The organism is Mycobacterium sp. URHD0025 (assembly GCF_000426065.1).
Taxonomy (GTDB): domain Bacteria; phylum Actinomycetota; class Actinomycetes; order Mycobacteriales; family Mycobacteriaceae; genus Mycobacterium.
Map to the genome: position 1 here is coordinate 315,177 of NZ_AUEQ01000001.1, position 25,569 is coordinate 340,745.

A 25,569-nucleotide genomic window follows, 5' to 3' on the forward strand; every position below is an offset into this window, starting at 1 on the left:
CAAGAGCTCAAGAGCTTGAGAGGGGCGGTAGCGATAAGGACCGCGAGGAGAGCCGAGAACGCCAGTCCTAAGAACGCTGCCGTCATCGCTATGTACATGGCAGTTGCCAGCCGCTCGAAAACACCACTCATGAAGCAACCTCTACAGACGAACCGACGGTCTTCCGGTGCTGTCACCTTGATGGGTGATCGCGCACAGCTGTGACCTTAGGTCGCCCGCCCACCAGGCAAGGGTTACAAAATGTATCGAATCTGGTGGAATCGTTGACACCCTGCAACCCGGCGAGCGGCCGCCCTCACGCCCGCCTTGGAACTGGGATCCTCATCAGGTCCTCGGCCACGATCACCTCGCCGTCGAAGACTTCCGCCGCCTCGTCCCGGTGGCGCTCCCCGTCCTCGTAACGCTGGGAAAAATGGGTGAGCACAAGCCGCCGCGCCTTCGCCGACGCGGCCACCTCGGCAGCCTGCCGCGCGGTCAGATGCCCGTAGCGCGAGGCCAGTCCAGCGTCGCGATCGAGAAAGGTCGCCTCGATCACCAGGAGGTCCACGTCCTCGGCCAAGGCGTAGACGGCGTCGCACAACCGGGTGTCCATGACGAACGCAAAGCGCTGCCCGCGGCGTGGCTCGCTGACATCGGAGAGCCGGACCCGGCGGCCGGCCACGCTCACTTCCCCCGACCGCTGCAGTTGTCCGACGACCGGTCCGGCGATGCCGAAACGTGCCAGCAGTTCGGGCACCATGCGCCGACCGTCCGGCTCGACCAGCCGGTAACCGATCGAGTGCACCGGATGGTCCAGCCGGTGCGCCTCCAGCCGTCCGAATGCGGCATCGACGACGGGCCCGTCCGCGTCTATCGGGTGTTCGTCGATCTCGAGCGTGTCGTGGAAGATGCTGGCACGCCTGAGCCGGCTGAAGTACTCCTGCCCTGATGCCGGGAAGTAGGCCCGCAGCGGATGTGGCACACCGTCCAGCGACATGCGCTGCAGCACTCCGGGAACGCCGAGACAGTGGTCGCCGTGAAAGTGGGTGAGGCATAGCCGTGTGATCGAGCCGGCGGCAACACCGGCCAGCAGCAGCTGACGCTGAGTTCCCTCTCCCGGGTCGAACAACAGGCCCTCACCGTCCCAGCGCAGCAGGTAACCGTTGTGATTGCGGTGACGGGTGGGCACCTGGCTGGAGGTACCGAGCACGACCAACTCGCGGACCGACACCTTCCGACAGTACGTCCAACAGTGTTCCGACGTTTACCGCCGGCATTCCGCGGGGATGTCCAGTAGGCGCGTTGTTCATTCACAGACCGATACGGAGACACGATCATGGTTGCCTCTATCGCCCAGAGCCGTCTTCGGGACTGCCTCTACGATGTCGACTTCCCGGCGCACAAGGACCAAATCGTAGATGTGGCAATGAAAAACGACTGCGAGGACGCGGCCCGCGCGCTACGTGCGATGCCACCGGAGACCTATGCCAACATGGCCGAAGTCCTGGCGTCGGTGAGTTTGTCGGACGGGAACCTCGACGATGCCGACAAGGCGGCGGCGCGCCGGACAGTCTGAGACCGCGAAAACGGAGACTACGCCCCGAGATTCGATATCGCAGAATCCAACTTGGCCGCCTCCTCGGCCATCTGGTCTTCGGACAACTGCGCTCCATGGGTCCGGCCGATCAGGTCGGACCGCGAGATAACCCGCAGCGCGCCACGGTAGTCATCGGAATCGCGCTGTCCGGCGGGCACCACATCGGTATGTCCTTGGATCAGGACCAGCACGGCGTCGGCCATATCCGAGGCCAGCAGCCGTCGTATGTCATCAGCCGAAATTGTCATCGGTGCTTCCTCGTCCCTTGTGCGTTGTGGCTCTGCCTTTAGCTATGCCCGTTCGGTGTCTGTCCTATTCGCGCGGCCGGCACCCACCTCAGGTCGGAGAACGCCCGATTACAGACCTGCGGCGGGTAGCCACGCGGCGGTCAGCCTGGCCGGCCAGTCCCGAGGGGCGGGAGCGCGGCGGTGAAGAAGCTGTTGCATGCTGCCACCGCGGGCTTCAGCTCCGGAATGCTGCCCGCGCTGACGTCGCCGCGCATCTTCGACGTGTCGATGAGGGGATCGCCGGAGGCAGCCGGGTCGGGGAAGTCCGGAACCCCGTGCTCACGTACGCATTGGGCGAACTTGAGTGCGGCCTCCTGCTGCGCGGGAGTGCGCCCCGCGTCCGCTGACCAGCCCGACGGCTCCAGGCCCGCACACGCACCGACTGCCTTCCGCCACGTCGCCTTCGGCACTGAGATGCCTCCGTAGGGAAACCGACCGTCGGCGTTCGGGTTTGGGAAGTCCGCGACACCGTTGGCCCGCATGCACTCGGAGTACTTCACCGCGCGCTCCTGACCGGCCGGGTCGGCGCCGGCCTGGGCGGCGCCGGCCAATCCGGCCGAGCCGATCACGGCGGCCGTGGCGAGAGTGAGGAGCGGTCGACGGGTGTGTGTTGTGTTGTGGTTTGTCATGGCAGCCAGTCAAGGCGCGGTGGTGTTGTGAGCGCGTATGCGATTTTCGATACGCCGGCGATATGCGGCGGCTCGTAGCGTGGACGGCATGCGAGTGCTGGTCGTCGAGGACGAGCCCTACATGGCGACGGCCATCCGCGACGGTCTGCGCCTGGAGGCGATCGCGGCCGACATCGCCGGCGACGGGGACACCGCGCTGGAGTTGTTGAGCATCAACGCCTACGACATCGCCATCCTCGACCGTGACATTCCCGGGCCCTCCGGCGACGAGATCGCCGAACACATCGTCGCATCGGGCAGCGGCACCCCGATCCTGATGTTGACCGCGGCAGATCGGCTCGACGACAAGGCTTCGGGGTTCGGGCTGGGCGCCGATGATTATCTGACCAAGCCCTTCGAACTGCGAGAGCTCGCTATGCGTCTGCGGGCACTCGACCGCAGACGCGCTCAGAACCGACCGCCGGTGCGGGAGATCGCCGGCCTGCGGCTGGATCCGTTCCGCCGCGAGGTCTACCGCGACGGCCGTTACGTGGCCCTCACCCGAAAACAGTTCGCGGTGCTCGAGGTCCTTGTCGCCGCGGACGGGGGCGTGGTCAGCGCCGAGGAGCTTCTGGAGCGGGCATGGGACGAGAACGCCGATCCGTTCACCAACGCCGTGCGCATCACCGTCTCGGCCTTGCGCAAACGCCTCGGCGAACCCTGGATCATCACCACGGTGCCCGGCGTCGGCTACCGCATCGACACCGCAGCGGGATCCGGACGTGAGGAGAGAAACCATGGATAGAGCACCGGGATTGAGCCTTCGCCTCAAACTCACCCTCAGCTACGCCGGATTCCTCATGCTCGCCGGTACCCTGCTGCTCGCCGCCGTGTGGGTATTCCTCCTGCGTTATGTCCCAGACCGCATGATGATCATCCCGGGCAGCACCGACATCGCCTTCCCCAATGATGTCTTTCCCATCCGGTCCAGGCTCCTGCACGTCTTCGCTCCCCGAGCCGCCGCGGTGATGGCCCTTCTGCTCGTGTTCGGTCTCGCGGGAGGGTGGCTGCTGGCCGGCCGGATGCTCGCGCCCCTGACGCGTATCACCGCCGCCACCCGGATGGCCTCGAAAGGCGCGCTGTCGCACCGAATCCGGTTGCCGGGCCGCAGAGATGAGCTCCGCGAACTCGCCGACGCCTTCGACACCATGCTCGAACGGCTCGAAGCCCACGTCGCCGAACAACAACGATTCGCCGCCAATGCCTCACACGAACTGCGAACCCCGTTGGCCATCACACAGACCCTCCTCGACGTGGCCCGCCAGGACCGCCACACCGACTGCGCCGAGCTGATCGAGCGCCTTCACGTCGTCAACACCCGAGCGATCGACCTCACCGAAGCGCTGCTCGTGCTCAGCCGCACCGACCAACGGTCCTTCACCCAAGAACCTGTCGAGCTCTCCCTCATCGCCGAGGAAGCCACGGAAACCCTTCTGGCCCTTGCGGAACAACACGGCGTCATCCTGGAGACCTCCGGTGACACCACGCCCACCGTCGGTTCGCCAGCGCTTCTGCTGCAGATGACCACGAACCTCGTGCACAACGCGATCGTCCACAACCTGCCCGACCACGGCACCGCGCGGGTGACAACCTGCGTCCGTCCCGAGGGCGTGGTACTCACGGTCGAGAACACCGGCGAAAAGCTCACTCCACAACTGGTTTCCACCCTTGTCGAGCCGTTTCAGCGGGGCTCCGAACGCATCCGCACCCACCACGCGGGCGTCGGTCTGGGGCTGGCGATCGTCAACAGCATCGTCCAGGCACACCACGGCACCCTCGCTCTCACGCCCCGTCCCGCCGGTGGGCTCTGCGTCACGGTGCAGTTACCTGCGGTATCCCAATGCGACCGAGCTAAGAATGGCAGTTGAGGACTGACTCCACGAAATCTGCTTTCGCGATCGAGTAAGCCTCGCGATCGCCGGCGTATTCGGACGCCAGGGCCCGCTTCAGCGCGGCATACTCCGCGACCAGGACGGGGTTTGCGCGCAGCGCGTCGCGGAAGATGAGCTGTTCTTGCCACCGTGGAGTGGTGAGCGTCATGACATGCAGGTGGGCACTGCGTCTCCCCTCGGTGACCTTGACGAAGAATCGCCGCCACGGGCGCTGATCCAGGTCGGGATCCACGTAGTGCCAGCTGTGCGGTTTCAGTGCCGCGACGAGCGGCTCCAGATCCGTCAAATCCGCTACAGGCGCCTGCAAGTCGATGATCGGTTTGGCAGACAGGCCGGGTATCGACGTGGAGCCGACGTGCTCGATGTCAGCGATCAGCCATGGTGCCAGTAGCACCTCCAGATGGTCGCGTTCTTGCTCTCCGCGCCGAGCCCACGCAGGATCGGCATCGGCAAGAGAGACAGGCTCTGTGGCCCACGCCGGCGGACCGTCCGCGCTAACCGACATACCCAACACTATGCGTCCGAAAGACGGCCAGGTTCTACACAGCTGCAGTCTTCCGAATGGACTCTGATCGATCACTTCATCGGGATTCGAGCCTGTTTGTTTGGCGCTCGCAGAAACCGGCTATCGACGAGGCATGCCTCAATCTCCCAGTGACAGTCGCATCGACGACGTAGCTCCAGGTGACATCATCGGTCTCGATCGCGGTACGGGCGAGCAGGGCTACAAGGTGGTCCACAAAGAACCATCCGAATCCGGTTTCCTGGTCACCTTCGAAGGCGATGACGGGGATACGTTCCAACTGACCTTGACCGCGGGCACACCTGTCACGCGGTCATTGGAATCGAAGTGGGAGTCGACCCAGAGCCCGACCACGCACAGGGATCGATGAGCCGGTTCGTCGTACAACGCCTCGGCCTCGGACGATATCGGCTGCCGCGCAACGATCACGTCCCGTCGCCACTGAGGTAATCGGTCCGTCGACGGTCGCGCTCAGTCCGCGGTGTCGGGGCTGGCGCGCACCCAAGGCCATGCGGCGGCGGCGAGTTCCGCGACTTCGTGAAGCTCTTGGCGCGCCGCCCCATCGCGGGCTAGTTGAGCCATGCCTTGCATGACGGAGGCAGTGAAAAGCGCCAGCGCCCGCGGGTTCGCGTCAGCACGAAGTTCCCCCGCCTCCACAGCCGCGGCAATGACGCTTTCGAGTTGAGACACGCTGGTATTGCGCACCGCGCGCAGCATTTCCCGAATTTCGACCGAGGCACAGTTGATTGCCGAGCTGATCACCAGACAACCAGGCGGGTGCCCCGTCCTGGTGTACGCGACGACTGCCTCCCTCAGCAGCCGGTCGATACCCGCGCGCAAAGTCGGCTCCTCACGTAACGCGGCGCCCATCCATCCGTGGTACTCGCGCAGATAGAACTCGACGACCCTGCCGAACAGTTCGCGTTTGTCGCCAAAAGCCGCGTACAGGCTGGGCGCCCCGATGCCGACCTTCGCGGTGATGTCGGCGATCGACGTCGCCTCGTACCCGCGCTCCCAGAACAACTCGGTTGCCTGCTCGAGCGCGTTCGTTCGGTCGAACTGAGGGGGCCGTCCCCGGCGTGCAACGCGTTCCACGCGGCAATTCTATAGCGCTCACTAAAGAAACCTGCTAGCGTCCTGACAATCGAATTCTGTAACGGTCTTTATAGAATGTTGGGAGAGCCGCACATGGGGACTTTGACAGGCAAGACCGCGCTGGTCACCGGCGGTGGCCGAGGCATCGGGCGCGCAATCTCCGAACGCTTGGGGCGCGATGGCGCACTGGTGGCGGTGCACTACGGCAACAACGAGCAGGCCGCGGCCGCAACAGCCGAGTCGATCACTGCCGACGGCGGACACGCCTTCGTCGTCGGCGCACCTCTGGGGCGGCCCGGCGACGCGCAAGCGCTGTGGGCGGCATTCGACGCCGCTGTCGGGAACCATGCCGACACCACAGGCGTGGACATTGTGGTCAACAACGCTGGAACCGTCATCTACGGCACCATCGACAGCGTCGGCGAAGATGACTTCGATCTGGTTTTCGCCGTCAACGCCAAAGCACCGTTCTTCATCGTCAAGCACGGCGCCGGACGCCTGCGCGACGGTGGCCGCGTCATCAATATCTCTTCCGGTGCCTCGCGTGTCGCTTCCCCATTGACGATCGCCTATTCGATGACCAAGGGCGCGATCAATGCCCTGACGCGCACGCTGGCACTCGAACTCGCCCCGCGCGGAATCACCGTCAATTCCGTCGAACCGGGAATCGTACGAACCGACATCGCGCCGTGGCTGGCAGACGAACAGATGAGCGCCCAGGCAGCGGCATGGTCAGCATTCAACCGAATCGGTGCGCCCGACGACATCGCCGATGTCGTGGCATTCCTGGCGTCCCCCGACTCACGGTGGGTCACTGGACAATTCATCGACGCATCCGGTGGTCTGCTGCTTGGGCCAACCGTGAAGGTCGAGGTCGCCAGCGCATGAGGGCTCTCAGCGGCGAGTACCAGCCGAGCAGCTTTGACTCGATTCGCGAGCAGGTCACCCTTTACGAGGAATCGAATGGACGCGTGGGTGGCACACTCGAGGGCCGACGGCTGATCATCGTCACACATCGCGGCGCCAAAACCGGCAAGCTGCACAAGTCGCCGCTGATACGCATCCCGCACGATGCCGGGTACATTGTGGTGGCCTCATACGGCGGGGCGCCGGCGAACCCCGCGTGGTACCACAACCTCATGGCCAACCCGGTGGTCGATGTTCAGGACGGCTCACTGATCCGCACGATGCGCGCCGCGGAAGCGACGGGAGACGAGAAGGACGGTCTTTGGCCGGTGTGCGAGGCGATTTGGCCGGACTTCCCCGAATACCGCTCCCGGACAGCCCGTGATATCCCCATGTTCGTGCTGACCCCAGAACCCGCTGAGCCAAGCCCAGACGGTAGGGCCGGCATTACGGTTGATCGCAGAGTTGATTGATCAGCAGCTCGACTCGAGCAGCCTGTTGCCCCGGACGCAACCGGGCCCCGCGGCTGAGCGTCACCAGCCCGTGCAGCGCCGCCCATAGCACCTCGGTAAGGGTGTCGGCGTCGTGCCGACCAGCAATTTGTGCGACTGCCTGACGCAGCTCAGCGAAGCCCGCGGACAATTCGGAGGGCGTATCCGCGTCGGCGAATCTCAATGTGGTTGCGCGGGTGAACATTGCGTCATAGAGCGCCGGGTTATTGGCGGCGAAGTCGAGATAGGCTTGCGCCACGCGCTTGAGCGTCGCCTTGGCGGTCCGTCGCCCACGGCGAGCTTCGGACAAAACCTCAGCCAGTTCACCGAAGCCGTCGATCGCCACGGCCTCGGCCACCTTGTCCATGCCCGAAAAGTGCTTGTACAGCACCGGCTGGCTGTATTCGATTTCTTCGGAAAGCCGACGTGTGGTGACCGCTTCCCAGCCCTCGGCCTCCGCCAATCCCCGTGCCGTACTGATGATCAGTCGACGACGCGCGGCTTGCTCACGATCGCGACGCTCACTGGTGGCCATACTTGACAATAGCATCGCTAGAAGTTCTAGCGCTGCTATTGACGCGCTTTGGACCAAGGGTTAGCGTTGCTAGCACCACGACGGCTTGATCAAGGAGGTGCGACGTGATCGAACTGGCCAAGACGCTGGCGCTGATCTCGGTTCTGGGTACCGCGGTTGTTTACGGCACCGACGTGTTCTGCGCAGTTGTTCTGCGACCCACACTGGCCGCCGTTGACGATCGCGCCCTGGTGACAGTGATGGGCAACATGCATCGCTACGCGGATCGCCGCATGCCGGCACCGGGCGCTCTTGGCGGCATTGCCGCCATCGCAAGTGCCGCACTGTTCGCGGTGGCCGGCCAATGGATCCAGAGCATTGCGGCACTCTGCGCCGTGGTGCTACTGCTGGCCTGGATCGTGCTTTACGTGCGAATCAGCGCGCCGATCAACCGCGAGCTCACCCAAGCCGCCGCCAGCCAACAGGTCCCGGCGAACGCACGTGCGCTGCAATCGAACTGGAACCGCATCATCACCGCTCGAGCCGCCCTGCAGGGTCTCGCCGTCGTCGCGCTGTGCCTCACGCTGATCGTCTGACCGCAAAAGGGCCGGCGATAGATCACCGCAACATCCACCACCTGAAGGGATAGTGATCGTGACCGAACAACCAACAACACTGGGACGCCTACTGATGCGCACCGCGCCTCTGTTCAACGCGCCGGTAGCCGCGGTGGCCACCTCGCCACGCTTGAGCAGGCTGGTGAACCGCAACATCGCCATACTGAGCTACACCGGTCGTCGTTCCGGACGCAGCATCAGCATGCCGGTGGCATACCGCCGCACCGGTGACGAGGTCGTGATCGCTGTCGCCATGCCCGACGCGAAGACGTGGTGGCGCAACTTTCTCGGCGACGGGAGCCCCCTCACGTTGCGTCTGGGCGAGACCGATCACCACGGGCATGCGGTCGCCAAGCGCGACAACAAAGGACGCGTCACGGTCACCGTACGACTGACCAACTGACCAAACCGAGTCGCGCCCGCCAGTGGCTTCAGTTGGAACGCGGTCAGGGCCGACTCGGTGCAACGGCGACAGCACCGACGTCCACGTCCGCGATATGGACGCTGTGACCGTCCTGGCGTATGAACAAGCTTGTGACGCTGGTTGATTGGCCGGGCTGCTGCGCATCGGATGGCCGGGGAACGCGGGCGACAATCACCGCGTCGCCGTTGGGCAGCGGATAGTCGCTATACGTCCCCTCCCCGGCGGCCTGGATCCACTGGTTGCCTTTGAGTTCCCACACGCCGCCATCGGGTGTGGGCTCGGACGGATTCGTCGGGCACTGCTCGGCGCCGGCGGTGGCCCTCAGCCTCCCGTCGGGCGTCCACCAGACGGCACCGCTCTGGTTGCCGTAGAAGTAGGCCCTCGGACTCGCATCGAAGGGGCCGTGCGGAAATCCGGCAGCCTGCTGACCGGTTGCCGAGTCGAACACCGTGACTTGGTGCTGATTGCAGGGACCCGCCTTGGCGGTGCTACCGGTCTCGTATGCGAATCGGGTTCCGTCAGGGCTGAAGACTGCTGACATCCACTGCGTGGTCGGTTGGTGCACGACGTCGCGGACCGCGCCGTCGGTGTCGACGAGGAACAGACGGTCGGCCTGGGCGAATCTGTCGGAGCCGTACTTCTTGACGATGGCCACGCGCCCATGGCCTGCGCCGATGACATTTCCGGCGAAGTCTTGCATCTGGGCCGGGGCCGCTTGTTGCTCGGGCGTTCGCGGCGGCAACGAGACTGTGTGCCACGCGGTCGGTGTCGCCTTGGGCTGGCTGAGATCCAGCTGCATCAGGGTCACCTGCCCGTCGGGAGCGTTCTCTGAAGCCGGGGCCTGCCAGACGACTGTGCTGCCCTGCAACGCATATGGGGCGCCGGGCCGACTCGGCCGTTGTGAATCCGTGCGCGATACGGCTGGGATGTCCACCTCGTGTGTCTGACGGCTCGCCACGTCTATCCACACCAACTTGGCGTGAATGTCGGCACCGTCGTAGGGGTATCGACCGGCCTGCTCATCGGAGTACTCCGCGAAGGCGTACCTTCCATCGGTGGTGAAACCCGGTGTGCCCAAACCCACGAACCTCGACGCACCGACCTGTTCCGTCCACTTCGCAAGGGCCTGCGCTCCCTGTGTCAGTACGAATCCCACCTCTCCGGTGTCGAACCATGGGGTGGTTCTCGGAACCGTGTAGGCGATCAGCGGGCCTTGAATCTCCGGTGAGGCAGGTTGGGTGGATAGACCCGACGACTGATCGCCCACGTGACACGCGCTGGTTGCCAGCGCGAGTGCCATGACTGCGGCGAGGACACGGCCCGATCTCAGTCTTCCCAGTAGCACGGATGCAATATCACACAGGGCACGGCGTCTCGCCGGGGTTGCGCCATTGCACACGACAGCTCTGGCCAGGCCGTGCGAAAATGGCGAGGCCGCGATGACGGGACAAGACCTATATTTGGTTGGGTGAACAGCAGCCCGCTCGACGAGTCCGCCGGCGCGGCTCCTGGTACGTCACACGATGGAACCTCCGCTTCGCACGCCGAGGGGGCGGACGAACCGCTGCAGGGTCCGCAGGTGCCGGCGAGCTGCGGACCCGCCCACCGGTTGCGGCCCGACATCGCCGCAGCGCTGATGTGGGGTCCCACCGGCAAATGGGCGTTGACCGCGGAGCGCCTGATTCAGTTGATCGGTGACACCGAACTTGTCCTCGTCGCCACTGCCGCGTGGCTGAGTCCGCAAGGATGGGGGCTGCTTTCGGTGACTACTGACCGCGTTCTGTATGTGCCCAGTGCGGCATCTGAAGACATGTTCGCGCAGCCGATCTCGGCGATGCTGTGGCTTCTCGACAGTGACACGACAAATGAACACGGTGACCGTAAGAGCACTCTCGTCGACCTTGAACGCAACATCGTCATGTGGTTCGAGACCCGCGCGGCAATTGAGGCGGTCAACACTGCTGTTCGGTGGGCGGTGCGGGTGCACACCAACGCCCAGCCCGGGTATGAGACCGCTCATACGGGCAACGTGTTGGAAGAGTTCTCGCAATTCGCGGCGCTGCGTCGCGCGCATTCGACGGGCGCCCTGGATGACGAGTCCATGCGCTTGGCGGTAGCACGGCTGTTCGGGCGCGCGCAGTCCGCGTCATCGCCACCGTTTCCTTCGCCTGATCCCCCGGCCTCCGACCACTGAGCGTCAGCCGGTCCGCCGATCTTCCTACCGCACCCCGACGAACTGGATCCCGCCATGGCAACCGATGCTCACGCACTCCGGATGTTTCCCCTACCGAACAACTCACCGGCGCGCACTGAGTTCATCTGGAAATCCGCGACGCCTCTCGACGAGCGCGATCAAAGCGCACTGAACGTAGGGGCCCACCACTGCTCGCGCCTGAACAACATGCCGTGCGACACCCTCGACATCGCTGAGGACCGCGAGCACATGCGCACCCAGCTGCGGGAGGGGTGGGGTATCACCAGCACCACCGAGGCCCGTCAAACGGTGGGCCGGCTGCTTGACGGCATGCACAGCGCCACCTACGAAATGGTGTTCCCGCTGGTCACGGCCATTGTCGACAAGACAGACGGTCATGCCCCCGATCTTCACCGCGAATACCTGGCTCTGCGCGCCTACAGCCGCAACGAGCCAGTGGACCATTGGATAGCGGCCTACGATGCGCTCCACCAGCTTCGTACGATCGCCAGGCCGTTTTCCGGATTCACCTCACCCAACTGGCCCACCCACATTCGCGCATGGGACTTCGCCCGTTTGGTCTACATCGTGCGGGTGGCCCGCCACATCGGCTACCTGGACGACGATGAGAGCTGGGCCATTCTGCGGGCCAACCTCTCGGCGGCGCGCAGTTACTACCCGAACTGGCGCCAGTTCGGTCAGGGTGTGATCATCGGCCGCACGTATTGGCGGGCGCTCACCGACGTCGCCACCGCCGGCGCATACGGTCAAACCGCGGCCGACGCTGTCAACGCAATGCACATTCGTCCCGACAGTCCCTGGCGTCGCCTCCCGCTGCAGCCGACCACGTGAATGGTCTTTTGCCACACCACTATCCGGTTCATCGCCGGTTGCCTGACGAAGCGCCGGTACGTCACAACGATCGCCATGAGTTTTAGGGCCTGAGCCGCTACGCCGATATCGATGCGGCGCTGGTTTTCGCGTGCGCTCAACCCCAAGAAGAGGCGGGCCTTGAAGGGCGGCGCACCAAGACTGCCCCTGCGCCGGCTCGAACAAGTTGCGGTGAAAACGCTGCGCGTCGGCATGGTCGGGTGGTAGGACCTTTACAGGCTCGCAACACACGAACCAGCGTTCCGTAACAAACCAGGGTTCGAATACCTACACCACCTCGAAGGTGGTCTGCACAAAGGAGAACGTCGAGTTGCCATCAGCAGCAATGACGGGTGACGAGTTCGTCTCGGTGAAGTTGGGGCGGATGTCCCGGTTGGTCGTCGAGCAGTTCCAGGAGCACATGCGTATGGGCAAGTTGACGGCCGGCGACAAGTTGCCACCCGAACGTGAGCTCTCGACGATGTTCGGGGTGGGGCGGAACACGATGCGCGAAGCACTCAGAGAACTTGAGTTGCTGGGCATGGTCACCAGCCGTCACGGCGAGGGCACGTTTGTCGCGGTGCCGTCCCCGGCCGATGTCGCAGCGCCGTTTCGTGCGGTGATCGAATTGTCCAGCGCTGCCGAGGATTCGGTGATGGAGTTTCGGCACGCCTTCGAGCCGGGAGTCGCGGCACTCGCAGCCAAGGTGATCACCGATGATGCTCGACAGACCCTGCTCGAAGCGCTGACCCGGTTCGAATCCTGCGTCGACGCCGCCGACGCGGCATCAGCGGCGATTCTGGAAGCACAGGCCGCCGATGCCGCCTTCCATCGCACGATCGCGCATGCGACTGCCAATCCGACCGTTATCGCGGTCTACGACGCGGTGGATTCACTGTTGAGCGGATCGCGCGTTCAGCTCGACTCCCGCACGTATCAACCGACGAGCAGTCAGGCCCGCGGCCACCGCCTGATCTATGAGGCCATCACCGCCGGGGATCCTCAACGCGCCGCGCTGGAGATGCGCCAACACCTGGAGGACGTCAGCAGCTGCGGCTGCTGAGCACCGACCGCTTGACAACCTGATCAGCCCGACGTGAGAGAGGGATCGCTAGTGACCATAAAGGTAGGACCACCGGACCTATCGCCTTCGAGCGCTGCCCAAAGTGATCTGACCAGCGCCTATGCCGCGGCAGGTTTTGGGTTCTCGTTCGAGCGAGGCACCCACCCCGCCGTTGTCGTCGTTGACCTGACCAACGGGTTCACTGATCCCGCGGTACCTACCGGCGCGGATCTGAGTGACGAGATCGCCGCCACGATCCGCGTCGTCGCGGCGGCGCGACGTGTCGGAGCACCCGTCATCTTCACCACCATCAGCTATAACCGCCCCGAACAGGCGGCCACCTGGTTGGCGAAGACACCAGGTCTTCGTGCCCTGCGGGAGGGCACGCCTCTGGTGGACATCGACGCACGCCTCGATGTTCGGCCGGCGGACCGCATCCTGGTCAAACATCACGCCTCAGCATTCTTCGGGACCGACCTGGCCGAGCAGCTACGCGCACAAGGTGTCGATTCGATCGTGGTGTGCGGCGCTACCACAAGCGGCTGCGTCCGAGCTACCGCGGTTGACGGTGTCTCACACGGCTTTCCGATCCTGGTCCCGAGGGAGGCAGTGGGCGATCGCGCACAGGCGCCACACGACGCCGCACTGTTCGACTTACAGGCGAAATACGCCGACGTTCTCCCCACTTCCGAGGTGGTCGCCTACCTCGATTCGTTGAAACAAGACAACCCGTCGACGAAAGAAGCAGCCAATGCCTAGCAGCGCAACGGATCTCGACCCAGCCACCAGCGCACACATCGCGCCACCCACGTTCGCCACGCAGTCACCGCGGCGGGTCGGGCTCGTCGTTCCCAGTTCGAACACCACAATGGAGACCGAGATCCCGCAATTGCTCGCGGATCACCCCAGCGCCATCACCTTCCACTCCAGCAGAGCCACCCTCCACACCGTGGACGCGGAATCACTTGCCGCCATGGTGAATCAGAGTGACCGGTGTGCGGCCGAACTCGGCGACGCCCGTGTCGACGTGCTCGCCTACGCATGTCTGGTAGCCGTCATGGCGGCCGGCGCAGGTGCACACGAACGCATCGAGGCACGGATGACCGACGTTCTACACGGACTCGGAGTCGACAGTCCCGTGGTGAGCAGCGCCGGTGCGCTGGTGCGCACTGCCACCGAACTCGGCATGTCGCGCGTGGCGATTGTGGCACCGTACATGCCGGCCTTGACGGAGTTGGTCATCAACTACCTTCAGGGCTACGGCATCGAGGTGACGGACTGGGTAACGCTGGCAGTCACCGACAACTGCGACGTCGGAAGACTCGACTCCACATCCCTGCCTGCCCACGTCGAGCGGCTGAATCTCGGACGGGCCGACGGCATCGTGCTCTCGGCATGCGTGCAGATGCCTTCGCTGCCTGCGGTCGCCGAGGTCGAACGGATCACCGGCCTGCCTGTCATCACCGCGGCCACAGCGACCACCCGCGAAATCATCAAGGCGCTGCGGATTACGGTCGACGCACCAGCCGGCGGTGCGGCGCTGCGTTCCCTGACTCAGGGAGCATCGCGGTGACCGCCCGTACAGCCACCGACGTGGTAGCCCGCGCGCTGGCCGGGGCACGTATCCGGTATGTGGACAGCAACGGCCTGCGGCACCGCGTGGTGACGTTCAACCCACAAGCCGAGCGCGACGTGCTGTTCATCCCGGGCATCACCAGCCCGGCCGAGACCGCACGCTTCATCGCCGACGCCCTGCCGCATCTGCGTCTGCACGTCCCGGATCTTCGTGGCCGCGGGCACACCGACGTGTCCCCCGAATGCCGATACCAGCTCACCGACTATCGCGCGGACGCCGTCGGAATCATCGCGGCGCTGGACCTGAACGACCCAGTGCTGGTGGGCCATTCGTTAGGAGCACGCATCATCGCGTCGGTTGCGCTGGCGACTTCCCCGACCGCACCGGTCGTCCTCGTCGATCCCCCGACGTCGGGCCCCGGGCGGCCGCCATATCCGATGAGTTCTGCCTCGTTCCTCGCGCAAATCGACGAGGCGCGCGCCGGCACAACCACGGAGCAGGTCCGCAAGTACTTCCCGCGGTGGCCGGAGGCCGAATTGCAACTGCGCGCCGCGGTGTTGCCGACCTGCGATCCGCAGGCGGTCGCCGCGACGCATCACGGCTTCGAGATCGAGGACTTCTTCCCGATCTGGGACCTCCTCGACGGCGACGTCACGCTCATCTACGGCGCCAACAGCCCGGTCGTGCCGGCCGAGGCCGTAGCGGAGCTCGCCGAGCGCAACACCCGGGTGCGCATCACGGCAGTCCCCGACGCGGGTCACATGGTGCCGTGGGACAACCTCTCCGGGTTCGTCACGGCACTTGAGTCTGCCGTCACGGCTGAGCCGAAAAACCCTGCCATTAACGCACATTCGCCGAAATAGGGAGAATTCCATGTTCGATCTTCGGTCTGCCGATCTCCACGACGCATTCACCAGGGAACTGACCCTGTGCAAGGTCAGCGCCGGTGAGCATGTGGTCGTTCTCGCCGAGCCCACCAGCCGCACCGACTATGTCGAAGCGGCGTTCGCTGCGGCCCGGCGTCTCGACGCGCACGTCATCGTCGCGGTCGTTCCCGGCGGGAGCCCCGCGCCGGTGCCGTCGACCCACACCGGCGCGGGCCCCGGCCTGCAATCCGTCCTCTCCGATGGCGCCGCGCAATCCCTTTTGCGCAGTGCGGATCTGGTTGTCGACCTCACCAGGGAGGGCTTCATCCACGCCCCGCTGCAAGAGTCGATCCTCGACGCGGGCACCCGCATCATCTTCGTCTGCGACGCACCGGATGTGCTGACGCGCAACATGCCCACCGAGCGCGACAAGGATGACGTCCTCGCCGCCGTCGACCTCGTGCGCAGCGGCACCGCAATGACGGTGACATCTCCACACGGCACCAACCTCACCGTCAATCTGACCGACTGCCATCCGGGGTTCCAGGTGGGTTACGCAGACGACCCGGGCCGCTGGGATCACTGGCCATCCAAGATGTGCCTGTTCTGGCCGCAAACCGCCGACGGTGTCATCGTGCTCGCCCCTGGCGACATCCTGTTTCCCTTCAAACAATTCGTCCGCGATCGCACCGAGATTCACGTTACCGACGGTGCCATCGCCGCCATCACCGGGGGCGCTGACGCGGATCTGCTCAACATGTACATGGATGACTCCCAGGACAAGTGGGCCCGCTACACCTCACACATGGGCTGGGGTCTGATGCGCACCGCCGACTGGTTCGCCACCGACATGTACGGCAAGAACGAAATCATGGGCATGGACGGCCGCGCCTATGCCGGCAACTTCCTGTGGTCCACCGGGCCGCAACCGTTCCTGGGGCGGGATTCCTACGCCCACCTCGACATCGCCCAGCGCGGACACACCATCTCGATCGACGACATCGTCGTCGTCGAGAACGGGAACCTGACCGACAACCTCGCTCCCGTCCCGGCATCCCGCTGACCGCCTACCCAGACAAGGAGAAGCAATGACCGTCACCACCGAGCACCGCCCACTCACCGCCGGAGATGCCTGCCAGGACAAGGTTCTTCTCGACGACTGGCACGTCATCGGATTCAGCACCGACTTCCCGCCCGGCGACATCCACAAGGTGACCTTGCTCGAACGTGACCTCATCGTGTGGCGAAGCAGCGACGGCGAGGCTCACGTGTGGGAAGACCTGTGCATCCACCGTGGCGCCCGGTTGTCGAAAGGCTGGCTGGTCGGTGACAACGTGGTGTGCCCCTATCACGGATGGCGCTACGACCAGCAGGGTACGTGCACGCTGATGCCTGCCGCGCCCACCGAGAAACCCATGAAGAAGGCCCGCGCATTCCCCTACCCGGTCCAGGAGGTCTACGGATTCGTCTGGGTGTGCCTCGGCGAACCGTCGTCGGACGTGCCGACCTATTCGCAGTGGGACGACGACAGCTTCATGAAAGTTCACAGCGGTCCTTACCCCTACGCCGGCAACGGATTCCGCGCCGTCGAGAATTTCGTCGACGCCTCCCACTTCCCGTTCGTGCATGCCGGATTCAACGGTGTTCAGGACAATCCCGACACGCTCGACCCCTACACGGTGGAGGAGCTCGACGACGGCACGTTGAAATCATCCGAAGTCCGGGTGTTTCAGCCGCAGGGAGACGCGCGCGGCAAGCCGGTATTGGCGTACTACACGTATCACACGCTCAAACCGTTCGTCGGCTACTTCTCCAAGCGCACACAGGACGCAGACGAAGCCGGCAATGTCATTTCCGGCCAGTCCGACACTTTCGCCACACTTTTCACGGTCCAGCCGATCGACGCCGTGACGTGCATCGTGCGGGTCTGCTCGGCGCTCAACGTCCAGCCGCGACCCGACGCAGACGCGGTGCGCGCCCGCAACGACGTCATCTACCATCAAGACCGCGATATCGTGGAAACACAACGACCCGAACGTATTCCGGTCGAACTGCGCTACGAGCTGCATCACCGGACTGACCTGATGGGGCAGCGCTACCGAAGCTGGTTGCGCCGCAAAGGCATCACCTACGGGGTCATCTGAGCATGACGGACACGATGACCTTACGTCTGGTGTCCGTCGAGCACGGTGCGGACGCCATCAATCTCTACCGGTTCGCCGCACCGGACCGTATCCCGCTGCCCGCGTTCGAACCGGGCGCTCACATCGATGTCGACGTCGCGCCCGGAGTGACCCGGCAGTACTCACTGCTCTGGTCACCGGGGACAGCTGATCGGTACGAGATCGCGGTGCACTACCCAGGCGGTGACACCTCGAGCGCCCGGCACCTGCACCGCGAGTCGGTGGTGGGTGCGATGTATCAGGTATCGCAGCCGCGCAACCACTTTGGACTTACCGACGAGGACGGCGAGTTTCACCTGTTCGCCGGCGGAATCGGTATCACCCCGATCGTGTCGATGTACCGCAAACTGGCCGCCGACGGACGCAAGGCGCAGCTGCATTACTGGACCAGATCACCCGCGCGGACGCTCTTTCACGAGGAACTCGCAGGCGCAACAGGCGTGGAGGTGATTCACACCGAGTCCCCCGGCGTACCTCGCCTGGCAGAGGTGGTCGCCGACATCCCGGCATCGGCACAGCTGTACTGCTGTGGCCCGACAGCCATGATCGACGAATTCGAAAGAATCACTGCCGGGCGGGATCCCGAGTGTGTGCACAGAGAACGCTTCACTGCAAAAACCGTCGAGGAGACCGACTTGACCGGCTTCGATGTCACCCTGCAGCGCGCCGGGAAACGGCTGCACATCGGCCCGGAGGAGACCATTCTCGGTGCCTGCATCGAGGCCGGACTCGACGTCGCTTTCTCCTGCGAGGAGGGCGTGTGCGGAGCCTGCGAAGTGTCCGTCATCGCAGGCGACATCGAGCACCGCGACTCGGTGCTCACTGCCTCCGAGCAGGCCAAAAACGATCGCATGATGATCTGCTGCTCCCGTGGCCGCGGGAACGTCGTCATCGATATCTGACACCCAGTTCTCTCGACAATCCTGGAGATACAACCATGACCAACCAACCCCGCGTGGCGATCATCGGCGCTGGAATCGGCGGCGTGACACTTGCGAACGCACTCGATCGCCACGGCTTCGACTACCACATCTTCGAACGGGCAAAGCAATTCGGCGAAGTCGGTGCGGGCGTGCAATTGACGCCAAACGCTGTGAACGTCCTCGACGAACTCGGCCACACCGCCGACCTCGACCGGGCTGGGTTCCTTCCCGAGGCCATGGTGGGCCGCAATTGGCGCACCGCTCGCGAACTCTTTCGCACGCCGCTCAGGGACAGCTGCGAATCCCTCTACGGCGCGCGTTTCATCCATATCCACCGTGCCGATCTGCACGAGATGCTGTCGCGCCGCATCCCGGCCGAACGCACCACCCTTGGCACCACATGCGTCGGGGTACGTACCACCGACACTTCGGCGACCGCCCTGTTCGAGGACGGCAGTGAGTTCGAAGCTGACGTCATCGTGGGTTGTGACGGCGTCCGATCCATCGTGCGCGCCACACAGTTCGGCGACGAGAAGGCCCGCTACACCGGTCACATGTGCTGGCGCGCACTGGTTCCGGTCGCACAGTTCCCGCTGAAGCACGTGAGCCCGGACTCGTCGTTCTGGATGGGACCGAATTCGCACATCGTCACCTACTACGTCCGCGGCGGTGACATGGTCAACATCGTCGCGGTGAAAGAGCACCCCGACTGGGTGGAGGAATCATGGACGATTCCCAGCTCCAAGCAAGAACTGCTCGACGCATTCCGCGGATGGCACCCGAACATCCAGGAGTTGCTGCAGGGCGCCGACGAGGACAACATCTTCAAATGGGGCCTCTTCGACCGTGATCCGATCTCTACGTGGACCGACGGGAGAGTCGCCCTCCTCGGTGACGCTGCTCATCCGATGCTCCCCTTCCTGTCCCAGGGAGCGGCGATCTCCATCGAGGACGGTTACGTGCTGGCGGAGGCGTTGGCCCAATCCCGCGGCGACATCGCGCTGGCGCTGAAAGCCTATGAACACGAACGGGCTCCACGAGCCAGCCGGGTCCAGCTCGAAGCCCGTGAGCGTGGGCGCACCTACCATCTGCCGAGCAGGTGGGCACAGTTCAAGCGCGATCGCGTCTACCAGTTGCGCCAGCTGCTCGACCGGAACACCGTTGGAATACAGGCCAATTGGGTGTACGAGTACAACGCGGTGCAGCGAATGAGTGCCGGCCTCTGAAGGTACGGCGGGCGGCTCGGCAGGCCGCCACTACAAACGTCCCCGCACGACGTGGTGGCGGTGGCCGAATCAGGAAATCCCAGACCATTGGAGTCAAGCATGACAACTGTCCAAGCCAGCCGGCCCGGCCGGGTCGTCGCATCGAGCCTGATCGGCACGGTGATCGAATGGTATGAGTTCTATATTTATGGCACCGCCGCCGCGCTGGTGTTCGACAAATTGTTCTTCCCGAAGTTCGACTCGTTCATGGGTACATTGCTCTCGTTGTCGACGTTTGCCATCGCCTTCGTCGCGCGGCCCGTCGGTGCGGCGATCTTCGGCCACTACGGTGACCGCCTCGGCCGCAAGACCCTACTCGTGGTGTCGCTGGTATCGATGGGTGGGGCGACATTCCTGATTGGTGTTCTCCCAACGTATTCCGCCATCGGTGTCGCGGCACCGGTGATCCTGGTGGCACTGCGCCTGATCCAGGGGCTGTCGTTGGGCGGTGAATACGGCGGCGCGGTGTTGATGAGTATCGAGCACACCAAGGTTCACCGGCGCGGTCTCACGGGCGGAATCATCAACAGCGGAGCCAGCCTTGGCCTCATCCTGGCCACCGCGGTCTTCGGGCTGGTGTCGCTGCTTCCCGACGCGGCCTTCATGTCCTGGGGATGGCGAATCCCGTTCCTGCTCAGCGTCGTTCTGCTCGTCCTCGGCCTGTTCATCCGCCTGCGGGTTGCGGAGAGCCCCGAGTTCACCGCCGTCCGTGCCACCAACACCATCGAGCGCCTGCCGATTCGCACTGCCGTGACCAGCCATGGCCGAGAGATCGTGCTGATGGCGCTGGCTTACCTACCCACCGGCGTGATCTTCTACCTGGCGGCCGTTTTCTCGTTGTCCTACAGCACCAAAACGCTTGACCTCTCACGTCCGGTCATGCTCACGATCCTCTGTATCACCAACGCCATCGCCATCGTCGGCCTCGTCTACTTCGGATGGCTCTCCGACTTCAAGAACCGGAAACTGATCTACCAACTCGGGATAGCCGGCATGCTGGTGACACCGTGGATCTGGTTCGTCATGATGAATACCAAGTCCTACACGACAATTTTCTTCGCCTTCCTCGTGTTGCTCCTGCCGCAAGTCGCCAGCTACGGCACCATGCCGGCGTACTTCACGCATGTATTCCCGCCGCGGATCCGCTACACCGGTATGTCGCTGGGCTACAGCCTGGGAACCATCATCGGCAGCGGGTTGTCGCCGCTGATCGCCACGGCACTGCTCGGCAAGACGAACAACTGGCCCGCGGTGGCGATCTTCATCACGGCGCTCAACCTCATCGCGCTGCTCGCGACCTTCGGTCTGCGGGAACGGCATGTCGCCGAGCCGGCGATCGCAGCGCATATCCCCAGCCCGACGACCGCCTGAAGACACACCCAACCGGCAGGCCGGGATCGGCCGCCACGGTAACAGTGCGCCACTCCCCAGAGGGAGTGGCGCACTGCCGTATCTGAATGTGCGGCGCGACGGCAGATCAGTGAGTGCTGGCGGCCGGTCGCACGATGATCTCGTTGACGTCCACCGTGGGGGGCTGTCCGATGGCGAATGCGATGGCGTCGGCGATCGCCGAAGCCGGTATCGCCAGGGCGCGATAGGTGCGCATGGCGTCACGGGCTGCCGGGTCTGAGATCGATTCGGCGAGTTCTGATTCAGTGACTCCCGGAGAGATCACACTCACCCTGATGCCGCCGGACTGTTCTTTACGCAGCCCTTCGGAAATGGCCCAGACGGCGAACTTGGTGGCGGAGTACACGGCCGCGGTCGGCTCCACTTCGTGGGCGCCGATGGATGCCACGTTGACGATGTGCCCGCTTCCCTGCGATTGCATGACGGGAAGCGCCGCACTGATGCCATGCAGCACACCGCGGATGTTCACATCGATCATCCGATTCCATTCATCGACCTTGTTCTCGGCCAGCGCCGACAGCGGCATGACGCCCGCATTGTTGATCACGACGTCCACGCTGCCGTAGGTGTCGACGGCGGCGGCGACGAACCGCCGGACGTCGGCGGCGTCGGTGACATCAAGCCGGCGAAACGACGCGGTGCCGCCAGAGGCCTCAATCCGCGCGGCCAGGGATTTCAGCCGTTCGATGCGGCGGGCACCGAGGAACAGTCGGTGACCGTCGCCGGCCAGGCGCAGTGCCGCGGCTTCGCCGATTCCGCTACTGGCTCCGGTGATCAGGACGGTCTTCGGGCTCGTGGTCATGGTGGTTGGTCCTTCTGGCTAGACGGCTTGCTGGGTGGGCAGGATGGTGATTTCGGTGAGGTTGACGTGGCGCGGGACCGAGGCGATGAAAGCGACGGTTTCGGCGACATCGGCTGCGGTGAGCACGTCGATGTCGTTGATCAGGTCGGCCATCAACCGGCTCGCGTCGGGATCGGTGACATGGCTGGGTAATTCGGTATCCACCATTCCCGGTTCGATGGTCGATACCCGCACCATCTTTCGGCCCAGTTCGACGCGCAACAGCCTGGTCAGCTGGCTGATATAGGCCTTGGTGCCCGAGTACACCGAGAACTTCTCCAGTACCCGGGTCGCCGCGATCGACGATGTGGTGATGAGGTCGGCTGCTTTACCGTGAGCTGCCGAATCGATGAGCTGCGGCACGAACGCGCCGATGACGTTCATGACGCCGGTGATGTTCAGGTCGATCTGCTGTTGCCAGTCCGCGAATCGGACGTCGTCGATCGGCGAGATCAATTGAACCCCGGCGTTGTTGAACACCAGATCAACCGGACCCAAGCGCGAGGCAATCTGCTCGGCGGCCGCGTTCACGGCCGACCTGTCTGTGACATCGAGCGGCAGCGCAAGCGCGGTGCCCCCCGCGGCGGTGATCCGTCGTGCGAGCGCGTCGAGCTTGTCGGTTCGGCGCGCCGCGATGGCGACGCCGGCGCCCAACGATGCCAGCCGGAATGCGGTGGCTTCGCCGATGCCGCTGGAGGCTCCGGTGATGACAGCGACGCGGCCCGTCAACGGGGCCGAGGAGATCACGGTGGACATACGTCTTGTTCCCTTCGAGACTGCGTGGATATGTGCATTCGAGACAACAGGTCCGAAGGCCGGATTTGTGGACGCACGCTGGCCCGAAGTATCAGGGGACAAATTGGGCCACCATAGGCGTCGACGACCACGCCGCCGGGCGGCAGACTGGCCGTTATGAGTGATCGGAAGCCCACCGAGCTGGCCGAATTCCTCAGTGCGCGGCGCGCGCGCCTCTCTCCACAGGATGTGGGACTGGACGGACCTGCCACGCGCCGGCGGGTTCCAGGCCTGCGCCGCGAGGAACTGGCCAGGCTGGCCGGGGTCAGCGTCGACTACTACACCCGCCTGGAGCAGGGCCGCAGCCGCAGTGCGTCGGCCGATGTGCTCGATGCGCTCGCGACCGCGCTGCGCCTCAACGACGCCGAGCGCCAGCACCTGCATCTGCTGGCCAAACCCCTAGCAGTGCAACGCAAACGGCGCCCCCGCCCGCAATCGGTTCACCCGGCGACTCTGCGTCTGCTGGAACTTCTCGATCAAGTCTCCTCGCCGGCGTTCGTACTCGGCCGACGACTGGATGTGCTGGCGCACAACCGTTTGGCCGGTGCGCTGATCACCGAGTTCCGTGAACTTCCCGCCCCAATGCGCAATCAGGCCCGCTTCGTCTTTCTCGACCCACACTCGCGGGAGTTGTATGCCGACTGGGCGGAGGTGGCTGCCGACACCGTGGCGATGCTTCGCCTGGACGCCGGCCGCTACCCCGACGACGAGAAACTCTCGGCCCTGGTCGGTGAACTTTCAATCCGATCGGTGGAGTTCCGCAAATGGTGGTCGGACCACAACGTCGAACGCCGCACCACCGGAACCAAGGCCTACCACCATCCGATCGTCGGCGACCTCACTGTCGGGTACCAGGCGCTCAACCCGTCCGGTGACCCTGATCAGGTGCTCATCGTCTACACGACCGAACCCGGATCACCCGCCGAGACCTCGCTGCGACTCTTGGCCAATTGGCATGACGGCGAGCGTCACGCCGAGCCTTCCACGCGATCGGGCCGATAGCGCTCCGAGTTGCCAGAGTTGTTCGTGCAGCGCCGCCTCGATGCCCTCGGCGTCGCTCCGGACGCGGACAAGGAACCCATCAGCCCTTGGTCATGCGCAGGATCAAGGCGACCGCGTCCTGCGAGTGGACTGCCGGAGTCAGAACTTCTTGCAAGAGCAGGCCACGAATTGCGGCAATGGCGAGGGTGGCCATGGTCCGCGCCTCCTGGGTGTCATGCCCTTCGCGTTCCGCGAGCGAGGTCAGCATCGAGGTCAGGTCATCGAGCGAGTCGATGAACTCACGAAAGTCCCCTGGGCTGTACGCGGCGAGTCCTATGACGTGAAAGAAGCCGCGGGCACGCGACAGCTGCTCAGGACGGGTGTAGGCCCGCCAGATCGCCATAACGAGGTCATCAAAGCTGCCCCGCTGAGCGATCTCGAAAAGCGCCTCGTTGTCACGAGATCGCTGCACCGTGAGCATGGCCGCCAAGACACCAGAAAGTGACCCGAAGTGGTATCGCAGCAGGGCGTGGCTGGTCTCGGCCCGGGCGGCGACCTCACGCAGCGACATCTCCGGCGAGGGAAGGGCCCCCTCGAAGGCGTCGAGGAGCCGCGCCAGGAGACGCTCGCGGGCGTCGCCTTTGCGTTCCGCGGTTGACAGGACCACGCCACACAGTTTATCCATTGGATAACGCTTTTCCAATGATGAGGACCTTCGATGAGCGCCATGTGGCAAGGCTGTCTCGCCGGCACCGACTATTTCGAGATACGTTCCAGCGGTGGGCATGACTACGGCGTCTGGGTCACCACGCCACCCGGCTACGACCCCGCCACGAAGCCAGCGCCTGTCGTGTACGTGCTCGACGGCAACTTCGCCGTGGGCCTGACGGCTCCGCTCATCGTCAGCCAGCTGGACCCCATGCAACGGATCCAGCCCTACATCCAAGTCAGTGTCGGCTACGCGGGCGAGGAAGCACAGGACTGGGATCGGTTGCGCAACAGAGACTTCGTACCACCCGGCGAGCCCATCGCCACGGAGCTCATCGATGCCGTGGAGATGGGACTGAAAGCGGGCATGAGGACACGCGAGGAAGCCGACGCCTACCTCGCCGAGCTACGCGACACCCACGCCGATGTATTCCTGAGTTTTCTTACCGCGGAACTGCACCCGCGGATCGAAACCGACTACGACACAGCCCCAAGCGGTCACGGCCTCTTCGGCTATTCCTACGGGGGCCTTTTCAGTCTGTACACCTGGCTCACCGGCAACCCTCTCTTCGAGAGCATCGGAGCGGGCAGCCCAGGCGTCGTCGCTGAAGACAGTCGGGTCTTCGCCCAGCTCGATGAGATGGGTGACAGCCATCGCGCCGCCAAGCTTCATGTGACCATCAACGACCGCGAGCTCCTCGGAGACCTCGCCGTCTACCAAAGCCTCGCGAAGAACACGGCCACCATCCTCCACCGCCTCACCGCACGCCGCGAAGCGGTCACCAGCGAGATCCTGCACGAAACGCACCTCACCGGCCTACAGGCCTCGTTCCTCAGTTACCTCAGGACCTGCCGCCCGCTGTAGGCCGAACACCACCGTCTGGCAGCACCATTCAGTAGG

31 protein-coding genes are annotated in these 25,569 nt (G+C 64.4%); 21 read left to right on the forward strand and 10 right to left on the reverse strand.

What is annotated here, in order from left to right; genetic code table 11:
• Positions 1-295: 295 nt before the first annotated feature.
• A complete protein-coding gene (locus H977_RS0101530; RefSeq protein ID WP_029106209.1) occupies positions 296-1,210 on the reverse strand; it encodes a ribonuclease Z in 915 nt (304 codons plus the stop codon).
• A 105-nt stretch (positions 1,211-1,315) separates the two neighbouring features.
• Between H977_RS0101530 and H977_RS36015 the strand changes: the two genes are divergently transcribed.
• Positions 1,316-1,555 (forward strand): DUF2795 domain-containing protein, encoded by a 240-nt coding sequence (locus H977_RS36015; protein WP_036474905.1) that lies wholly within the window; start codon positions 1,316-1,318, stop codon positions 1,553-1,555.
• A 17-nt stretch (positions 1,556-1,572) separates the two neighbouring features.
• Here the strand turns inward: H977_RS36015 and H977_RS0101540 are convergent, their stop codons facing one another.
• Together H977_RS0101540 and H977_RS34310 are read right to left on the reverse strand one after the other, a co-directional pair.
• A complete protein-coding gene (locus H977_RS0101540; RefSeq protein ID WP_029106210.1) occupies positions 1,573-1,824 on the reverse strand; it encodes a hypothetical protein in 252 nt (83 codons plus the stop codon).
• Between the two features lie 140 nt (positions 1,825-1,964).
• Complete coding sequence (locus tag H977_RS34310; protein WP_155946458.1) at positions 1,965-2,492, reverse strand: hypothetical protein; 528 nt, start codon at positions 2,490-2,492, stop codon at positions 1,965-1,967.
• Positions 2,493-2,580: 88 nt separating this feature from the next.
• Between H977_RS34310 and H977_RS0101550 the strand changes: the two genes are divergently transcribed.
• Positions 2,581-3,276 carry a response regulator transcription factor gene (locus H977_RS0101550; protein ID WP_029106211.1) on the forward strand — a complete coding sequence of 232 codons (696 nt, stop codon included), beginning with the start codon at positions 2,581-2,583 and terminating at the stop codon, positions 3,274-3,276.
• Positions 3,269-4,399, forward strand: coding sequence for a sensor histidine kinase (locus H977_RS32260; RefSeq protein WP_036474773.1), 1,131 nt, complete (start codon positions 3,269-3,271; stop codon positions 4,397-4,399). Before H977_RS0101550 ends, H977_RS32260 begins: the two co-directional genes overlap by 8 nt.
• Here H977_RS32260 and H977_RS0101560 read toward each other — a convergent pair.
• Entirely contained in the window at positions 4,383-4,928 is a 546-nt protein-coding gene (locus tag H977_RS0101560) for a GrpB family protein (protein WP_029106212.1), read from the reverse strand. The two genes, H977_RS32260 and H977_RS0101560, sit on opposite strands and share 17 nt — an antisense overlap.
• Positions 4,929-5,061: 133 nt before the next feature.
• On the opposite strand from H977_RS0101560, the gene H977_RS0101565 reads away from it, so the two are divergent.
• Positions 5,062-5,316 carry a hypothetical protein gene (locus H977_RS0101565; protein ID WP_029106213.1) on the forward strand — a complete coding sequence of 85 codons (255 nt, stop codon included), beginning with the start codon at positions 5,062-5,064 and terminating at the stop codon, positions 5,314-5,316.
• Positions 5,317-5,417: 101 nt separating this feature from the next.
• Here the strand turns inward: H977_RS0101565 and H977_RS0101570 are convergent, their stop codons facing one another.
• Entirely contained in the window at positions 5,418-6,041 is a 624-nt protein-coding gene (locus tag H977_RS0101570; protein WP_029106214.1) for a TetR/AcrR family transcriptional regulator, read from the reverse strand.
• 93 nt (positions 6,042-6,134) lie between these two features.
• On the opposite strand from H977_RS0101570, the gene H977_RS0101575 reads away from it, so the two are divergent.
• Complete coding sequence (locus H977_RS0101575) at positions 6,135-6,929, forward strand: SDR family oxidoreductase (protein WP_029106215.1); 795 nt, start codon at positions 6,135-6,137, stop codon at positions 6,927-6,929.
• Complete coding sequence (locus H977_RS32265) at positions 6,926-7,420, forward strand: nitroreductase family deazaflavin-dependent oxidoreductase (protein WP_051288527.1); 495 nt, start codon at positions 6,926-6,928, stop codon at positions 7,418-7,420. Before H977_RS0101575 ends, H977_RS32265 begins: the two co-directional genes overlap by 4 nt.
• On the opposite strand, the gene H977_RS0101585 is transcribed toward H977_RS32265, so the two are convergent.
• Positions 7,395-7,973, reverse strand: coding sequence for a TetR/AcrR family transcriptional regulator (locus tag H977_RS0101585; RefSeq protein ID WP_029106216.1), 579 nt, complete (start codon positions 7,971-7,973; stop codon positions 7,395-7,397). The genes H977_RS32265 and H977_RS0101585 overlap by 26 nt on opposite strands.
• 104 nt (positions 7,974-8,077) lie before the next feature.
• On the opposite strand from H977_RS0101585, the gene H977_RS0101590 reads away from it, so the two are divergent.
• Together H977_RS0101590 and H977_RS0101595 are read left to right on the forward strand one after the other, a co-directional pair.
• Positions 8,078-8,548, forward strand: coding sequence for a DUF1772 domain-containing protein (locus tag H977_RS0101590; protein ID WP_029106217.1), 471 nt, complete (start codon positions 8,078-8,080; stop codon positions 8,546-8,548).
• A 94-nt stretch (positions 8,549-8,642) separates the two neighbouring features.
• Positions 8,643-8,972, forward strand: a complete 330-nt coding sequence (locus H977_RS0101595) for a nitroreductase/quinone reductase family protein (protein ID WP_029106218.1) — start codon at positions 8,643-8,645, stop codon at positions 8,970-8,972.
• Positions 8,973-9,015: 43 nt separating this feature from the next.
• Here the strand turns inward: H977_RS0101595 and H977_RS0101600 are convergent, their stop codons facing one another.
• A complete protein-coding gene (locus H977_RS0101600) occupies positions 9,016-10,293 on the reverse strand; it encodes a hypothetical protein (protein WP_029106219.1) in 1,278 nt (425 codons plus the stop codon).
• A gap of 168 nt (positions 10,294-10,461) precedes the next feature.
• Here H977_RS0101600 and H977_RS0101605 point away from each other — a divergent pair, with 168 nt between their 5' ends.
• The 11 genes from H977_RS0101605 to H977_RS32295 all read left to right on the forward strand — a co-directional run bounded on the left by H977_RS0101605 (position 10,462) and on the right by H977_RS32295 (position 21,304).
• Positions 10,462-11,187 carry a hypothetical protein gene (locus H977_RS0101605; protein WP_029106220.1) on the forward strand — a complete coding sequence of 242 codons (726 nt, stop codon included), beginning with the start codon at positions 10,462-10,464 and terminating at the stop codon, positions 11,185-11,187.
• Positions 11,188-11,241: 54 nt separating this feature from the next.
• Entirely contained in the window at positions 11,242-12,039 is a 798-nt protein-coding gene (locus tag H977_RS32270; RefSeq protein WP_051288529.1) for a DUF1266 domain-containing protein, read from the forward strand.
• A gap of 349 nt (positions 12,040-12,388) precedes the next feature.
• A complete protein-coding gene (locus H977_RS34315) occupies positions 12,389-13,120 on the forward strand; it encodes a FadR/GntR family transcriptional regulator (RefSeq protein ID WP_155946460.1) in 732 nt (243 codons plus the stop codon).
• Between the two features lie 51 nt (positions 13,121-13,171).
• Complete coding sequence (locus H977_RS32280; protein WP_231395837.1) at positions 13,172-13,879, forward strand: isochorismatase family protein; 708 nt, start codon at positions 13,172-13,174, stop codon at positions 13,877-13,879.
• Positions 13,872-14,693 carry a maleate cis-trans isomerase family protein gene (locus H977_RS0101630; RefSeq protein ID WP_155946461.1) on the forward strand — a complete coding sequence of 274 codons (822 nt, stop codon included), beginning with the start codon at positions 13,872-13,874 and terminating at the stop codon, positions 14,691-14,693. The genes H977_RS32280 and H977_RS0101630 overlap by 8 nt, the downstream gene beginning before the upstream one ends.
• Entirely contained in the window at positions 14,690-15,559 is an 870-nt protein-coding gene (locus H977_RS32285; RefSeq protein ID WP_231395838.1) for an alpha/beta fold hydrolase, read from the forward strand. The genes H977_RS0101630 and H977_RS32285 overlap by 4 nt, the downstream gene beginning before the upstream one ends.
• A 10-nt stretch (positions 15,560-15,569) precedes the next feature.
• On the forward strand, positions 15,570-16,625 hold the full coding sequence (locus tag H977_RS0101640; protein WP_029106222.1) for a 2,5-dihydroxypyridine 5,6-dioxygenase NicX family protein: 1,056 nt from the start codon (positions 15,570-15,572) through the stop codon (positions 16,623-16,625).
• Between the two features lie 25 nt (positions 16,626-16,650).
• A complete protein-coding gene (locus H977_RS32290; protein WP_051288535.1) occupies positions 16,651-17,706 on the forward strand; it encodes a Rieske 2Fe-2S domain-containing protein in 1,056 nt (351 codons plus the stop codon).
• Positions 17,707-17,708: 2 nt separating this feature from the next.
• Positions 17,709-18,647, forward strand: a complete 939-nt coding sequence (locus H977_RS0101650) for a PDR/VanB family oxidoreductase (RefSeq protein WP_051288537.1) — start codon at positions 17,709-17,711, stop codon at positions 18,645-18,647.
• A gap of 35 nt (positions 18,648-18,682) precedes the next feature.
• Positions 18,683-19,894 carry an FAD-dependent monooxygenase gene (locus tag H977_RS0101655; RefSeq protein ID WP_029106224.1) on the forward strand — a complete coding sequence of 404 codons (1,212 nt, stop codon included), beginning with the start codon at positions 18,683-18,685 and terminating at the stop codon, positions 19,892-19,894.
• Between the two features lie 99 nt (positions 19,895-19,993).
• On the forward strand, positions 19,994-21,304 hold the full coding sequence (locus H977_RS32295) for an MFS transporter (RefSeq protein WP_036474776.1): 1,311 nt from the start codon (positions 19,994-19,996) through the stop codon (positions 21,302-21,304).
• A gap of 106 nt (positions 21,305-21,410) precedes the next feature.
• Here the strand turns inward: H977_RS32295 and H977_RS0101665 are convergent, their stop codons facing one another.
• Positions 21,411-22,145, reverse strand: coding sequence for an SDR family oxidoreductase (locus tag H977_RS0101665; RefSeq protein WP_029106225.1), 735 nt, complete (start codon positions 22,143-22,145; stop codon positions 21,411-21,413).
• Between the two features lie 18 nt (positions 22,146-22,163).
• Positions 22,164-22,940, reverse strand: coding sequence for an SDR family oxidoreductase (locus H977_RS0101670; protein ID WP_029106226.1), 777 nt, complete (start codon positions 22,938-22,940; stop codon positions 22,164-22,166).
• A 156-nt stretch (positions 22,941-23,096) separates the two neighbouring features.
• Between H977_RS0101670 and H977_RS0101675 the strand changes: the two genes are divergently transcribed.
• On the forward strand, positions 23,097-23,981 hold the full coding sequence (locus H977_RS0101675) for a helix-turn-helix transcriptional regulator (RefSeq protein ID WP_029106227.1): 885 nt from the start codon (positions 23,097-23,099) through the stop codon (positions 23,979-23,981).
• Between the two features lie 79 nt (positions 23,982-24,060).
• Here H977_RS0101675 and H977_RS0101680 read toward each other — a convergent pair whose 3' ends face one another.
• Positions 24,061-24,627 (reverse strand): TetR/AcrR family transcriptional regulator, encoded by a 567-nt coding sequence (locus H977_RS0101680; RefSeq protein ID WP_029106228.1) that lies wholly within the window; start codon positions 24,625-24,627, stop codon positions 24,061-24,063.
• A gap of 51 nt (positions 24,628-24,678) precedes the next feature.
• Between H977_RS0101680 and H977_RS0101685 the strand changes: the two genes are divergently transcribed.
• Positions 24,679-25,533, forward strand: coding sequence for an alpha/beta hydrolase (locus H977_RS0101685; protein ID WP_029106229.1), 855 nt, complete (start codon positions 24,679-24,681; stop codon positions 25,531-25,533).
• Positions 25,534-25,569: the final 36 nt, after the last annotated feature.

Bases quoted from the DNA above. Each gene is read 5' to 3' on its own strand.
- H977_RS36015 (WP_036474905.1), top strand. From the start codon at position 1,316: ATGGTTGCCTCTATCGCCCAGAGCCGTCTTCGGGACTGCCTCTACGAT.
- H977_RS0101540 (WP_029106210.1), bottom strand. From the start codon at position 1,824: ATGACAATTTCGGCTGATGACATACGACGGCTGCTGGCCTCGGATATG.
- H977_RS34310 (WP_155946458.1), bottom strand. From the start codon at position 2,492: ATGACAAACCACAACACAACACACACCCGTCGACCGCTCCTCACTCTC.
- H977_RS0101550 (WP_029106211.1), top strand. From the start codon at position 2,581: ATGCGAGTGCTGGTCGTCGAGGACGAGCCCTACATGGCGACGGCCATC.
- H977_RS32260 (WP_036474773.1), top strand. From the start codon at position 3,269: ATGGATAGAGCACCGGGATTGAGCCTTCGCCTCAAACTCACCCTCAGC.
- H977_RS0101560 (WP_029106212.1), bottom strand. From the start codon at position 4,928: ATGTCGGTTAGCGCGGACGGTCCGCCGGCGTGGGCCACAGAGCCTGTC.
- H977_RS0101565 (WP_029106213.1), top strand. From the start codon at position 5,062: ATGCCTCAATCTCCCAGTGACAGTCGCATCGACGACGTAGCTCCAGGT.
- H977_RS0101575 (WP_029106215.1), top strand. From the start codon at position 6,135: ATGGGGACTTTGACAGGCAAGACCGCGCTGGTCACCGGCGGTGGCCGA.
- H977_RS32265 (WP_051288527.1), top strand. From the start codon at position 6,926: ATGAGGGCTCTCAGCGGCGAGTACCAGCCGAGCAGCTTTGACTCGATT.
- H977_RS0101585 (WP_029106216.1), bottom strand. From the start codon at position 7,973: ATGGCCACCAGTGAGCGTCGCGATCGTGAGCAAGCCGCGCGTCGTCGA.
- H977_RS0101595 (WP_029106218.1), top strand. From the start codon at position 8,643: ATGCGCACCGCGCCTCTGTTCAACGCGCCGGTAGCCGCGGTGGCCACC.
- H977_RS0101600 (WP_029106219.1), bottom strand. From the start codon at position 10,293: ATGGCACTCGCGCTGGCAACCAGCGCGTGTCACGTGGGCGATCAGTCG.
- H977_RS32270 (WP_051288529.1), top strand. From the start codon at position 11,242: ATGGCAACCGATGCTCACGCACTCCGGATGTTTCCCCTACCGAACAAC.
- H977_RS0101630 (WP_155946461.1), top strand. From the start codon at position 13,872: ATGCCTAGCAGCGCAACGGATCTCGACCCAGCCACCAGCGCACACATC.
- H977_RS0101640 (WP_029106222.1), top strand. From the start codon at position 15,570: ATGTTCGATCTTCGGTCTGCCGATCTCCACGACGCATTCACCAGGGAA.
- H977_RS32290 (WP_051288535.1), top strand. From the start codon at position 16,651: ATGACCGTCACCACCGAGCACCGCCCACTCACCGCCGGAGATGCCTGC.
- H977_RS0101650 (WP_051288537.1), top strand. From the start codon at position 17,709: ATGACGGACACGATGACCTTACGTCTGGTGTCCGTCGAGCACGGTGCG.
- H977_RS0101655 (WP_029106224.1), top strand. From the start codon at position 18,683: ATGACCAACCAACCCCGCGTGGCGATCATCGGCGCTGGAATCGGCGGC.
- H977_RS32295 (WP_036474776.1), top strand. From the start codon at position 19,994: ATGACAACTGTCCAAGCCAGCCGGCCCGGCCGGGTCGTCGCATCGAGC.
- H977_RS0101665 (WP_029106225.1), bottom strand. From the start codon at position 22,145: ATGACCACGAGCCCGAAGACCGTCCTGATCACCGGAGCCAGTAGCGGA.
- H977_RS0101670 (WP_029106226.1), bottom strand. From the start codon at position 22,940: ATGTCCACCGTGATCTCCTCGGCCCCGTTGACGGGCCGCGTCGCTGTC.
- H977_RS0101675 (WP_029106227.1), top strand. From the start codon at position 23,097: ATGAGTGATCGGAAGCCCACCGAGCTGGCCGAATTCCTCAGTGCGCGG.
- H977_RS0101685 (WP_029106229.1), top strand. From the start codon at position 24,679: ATGAGCGCCATGTGGCAAGGCTGTCTCGCCGGCACCGACTATTTCGAG.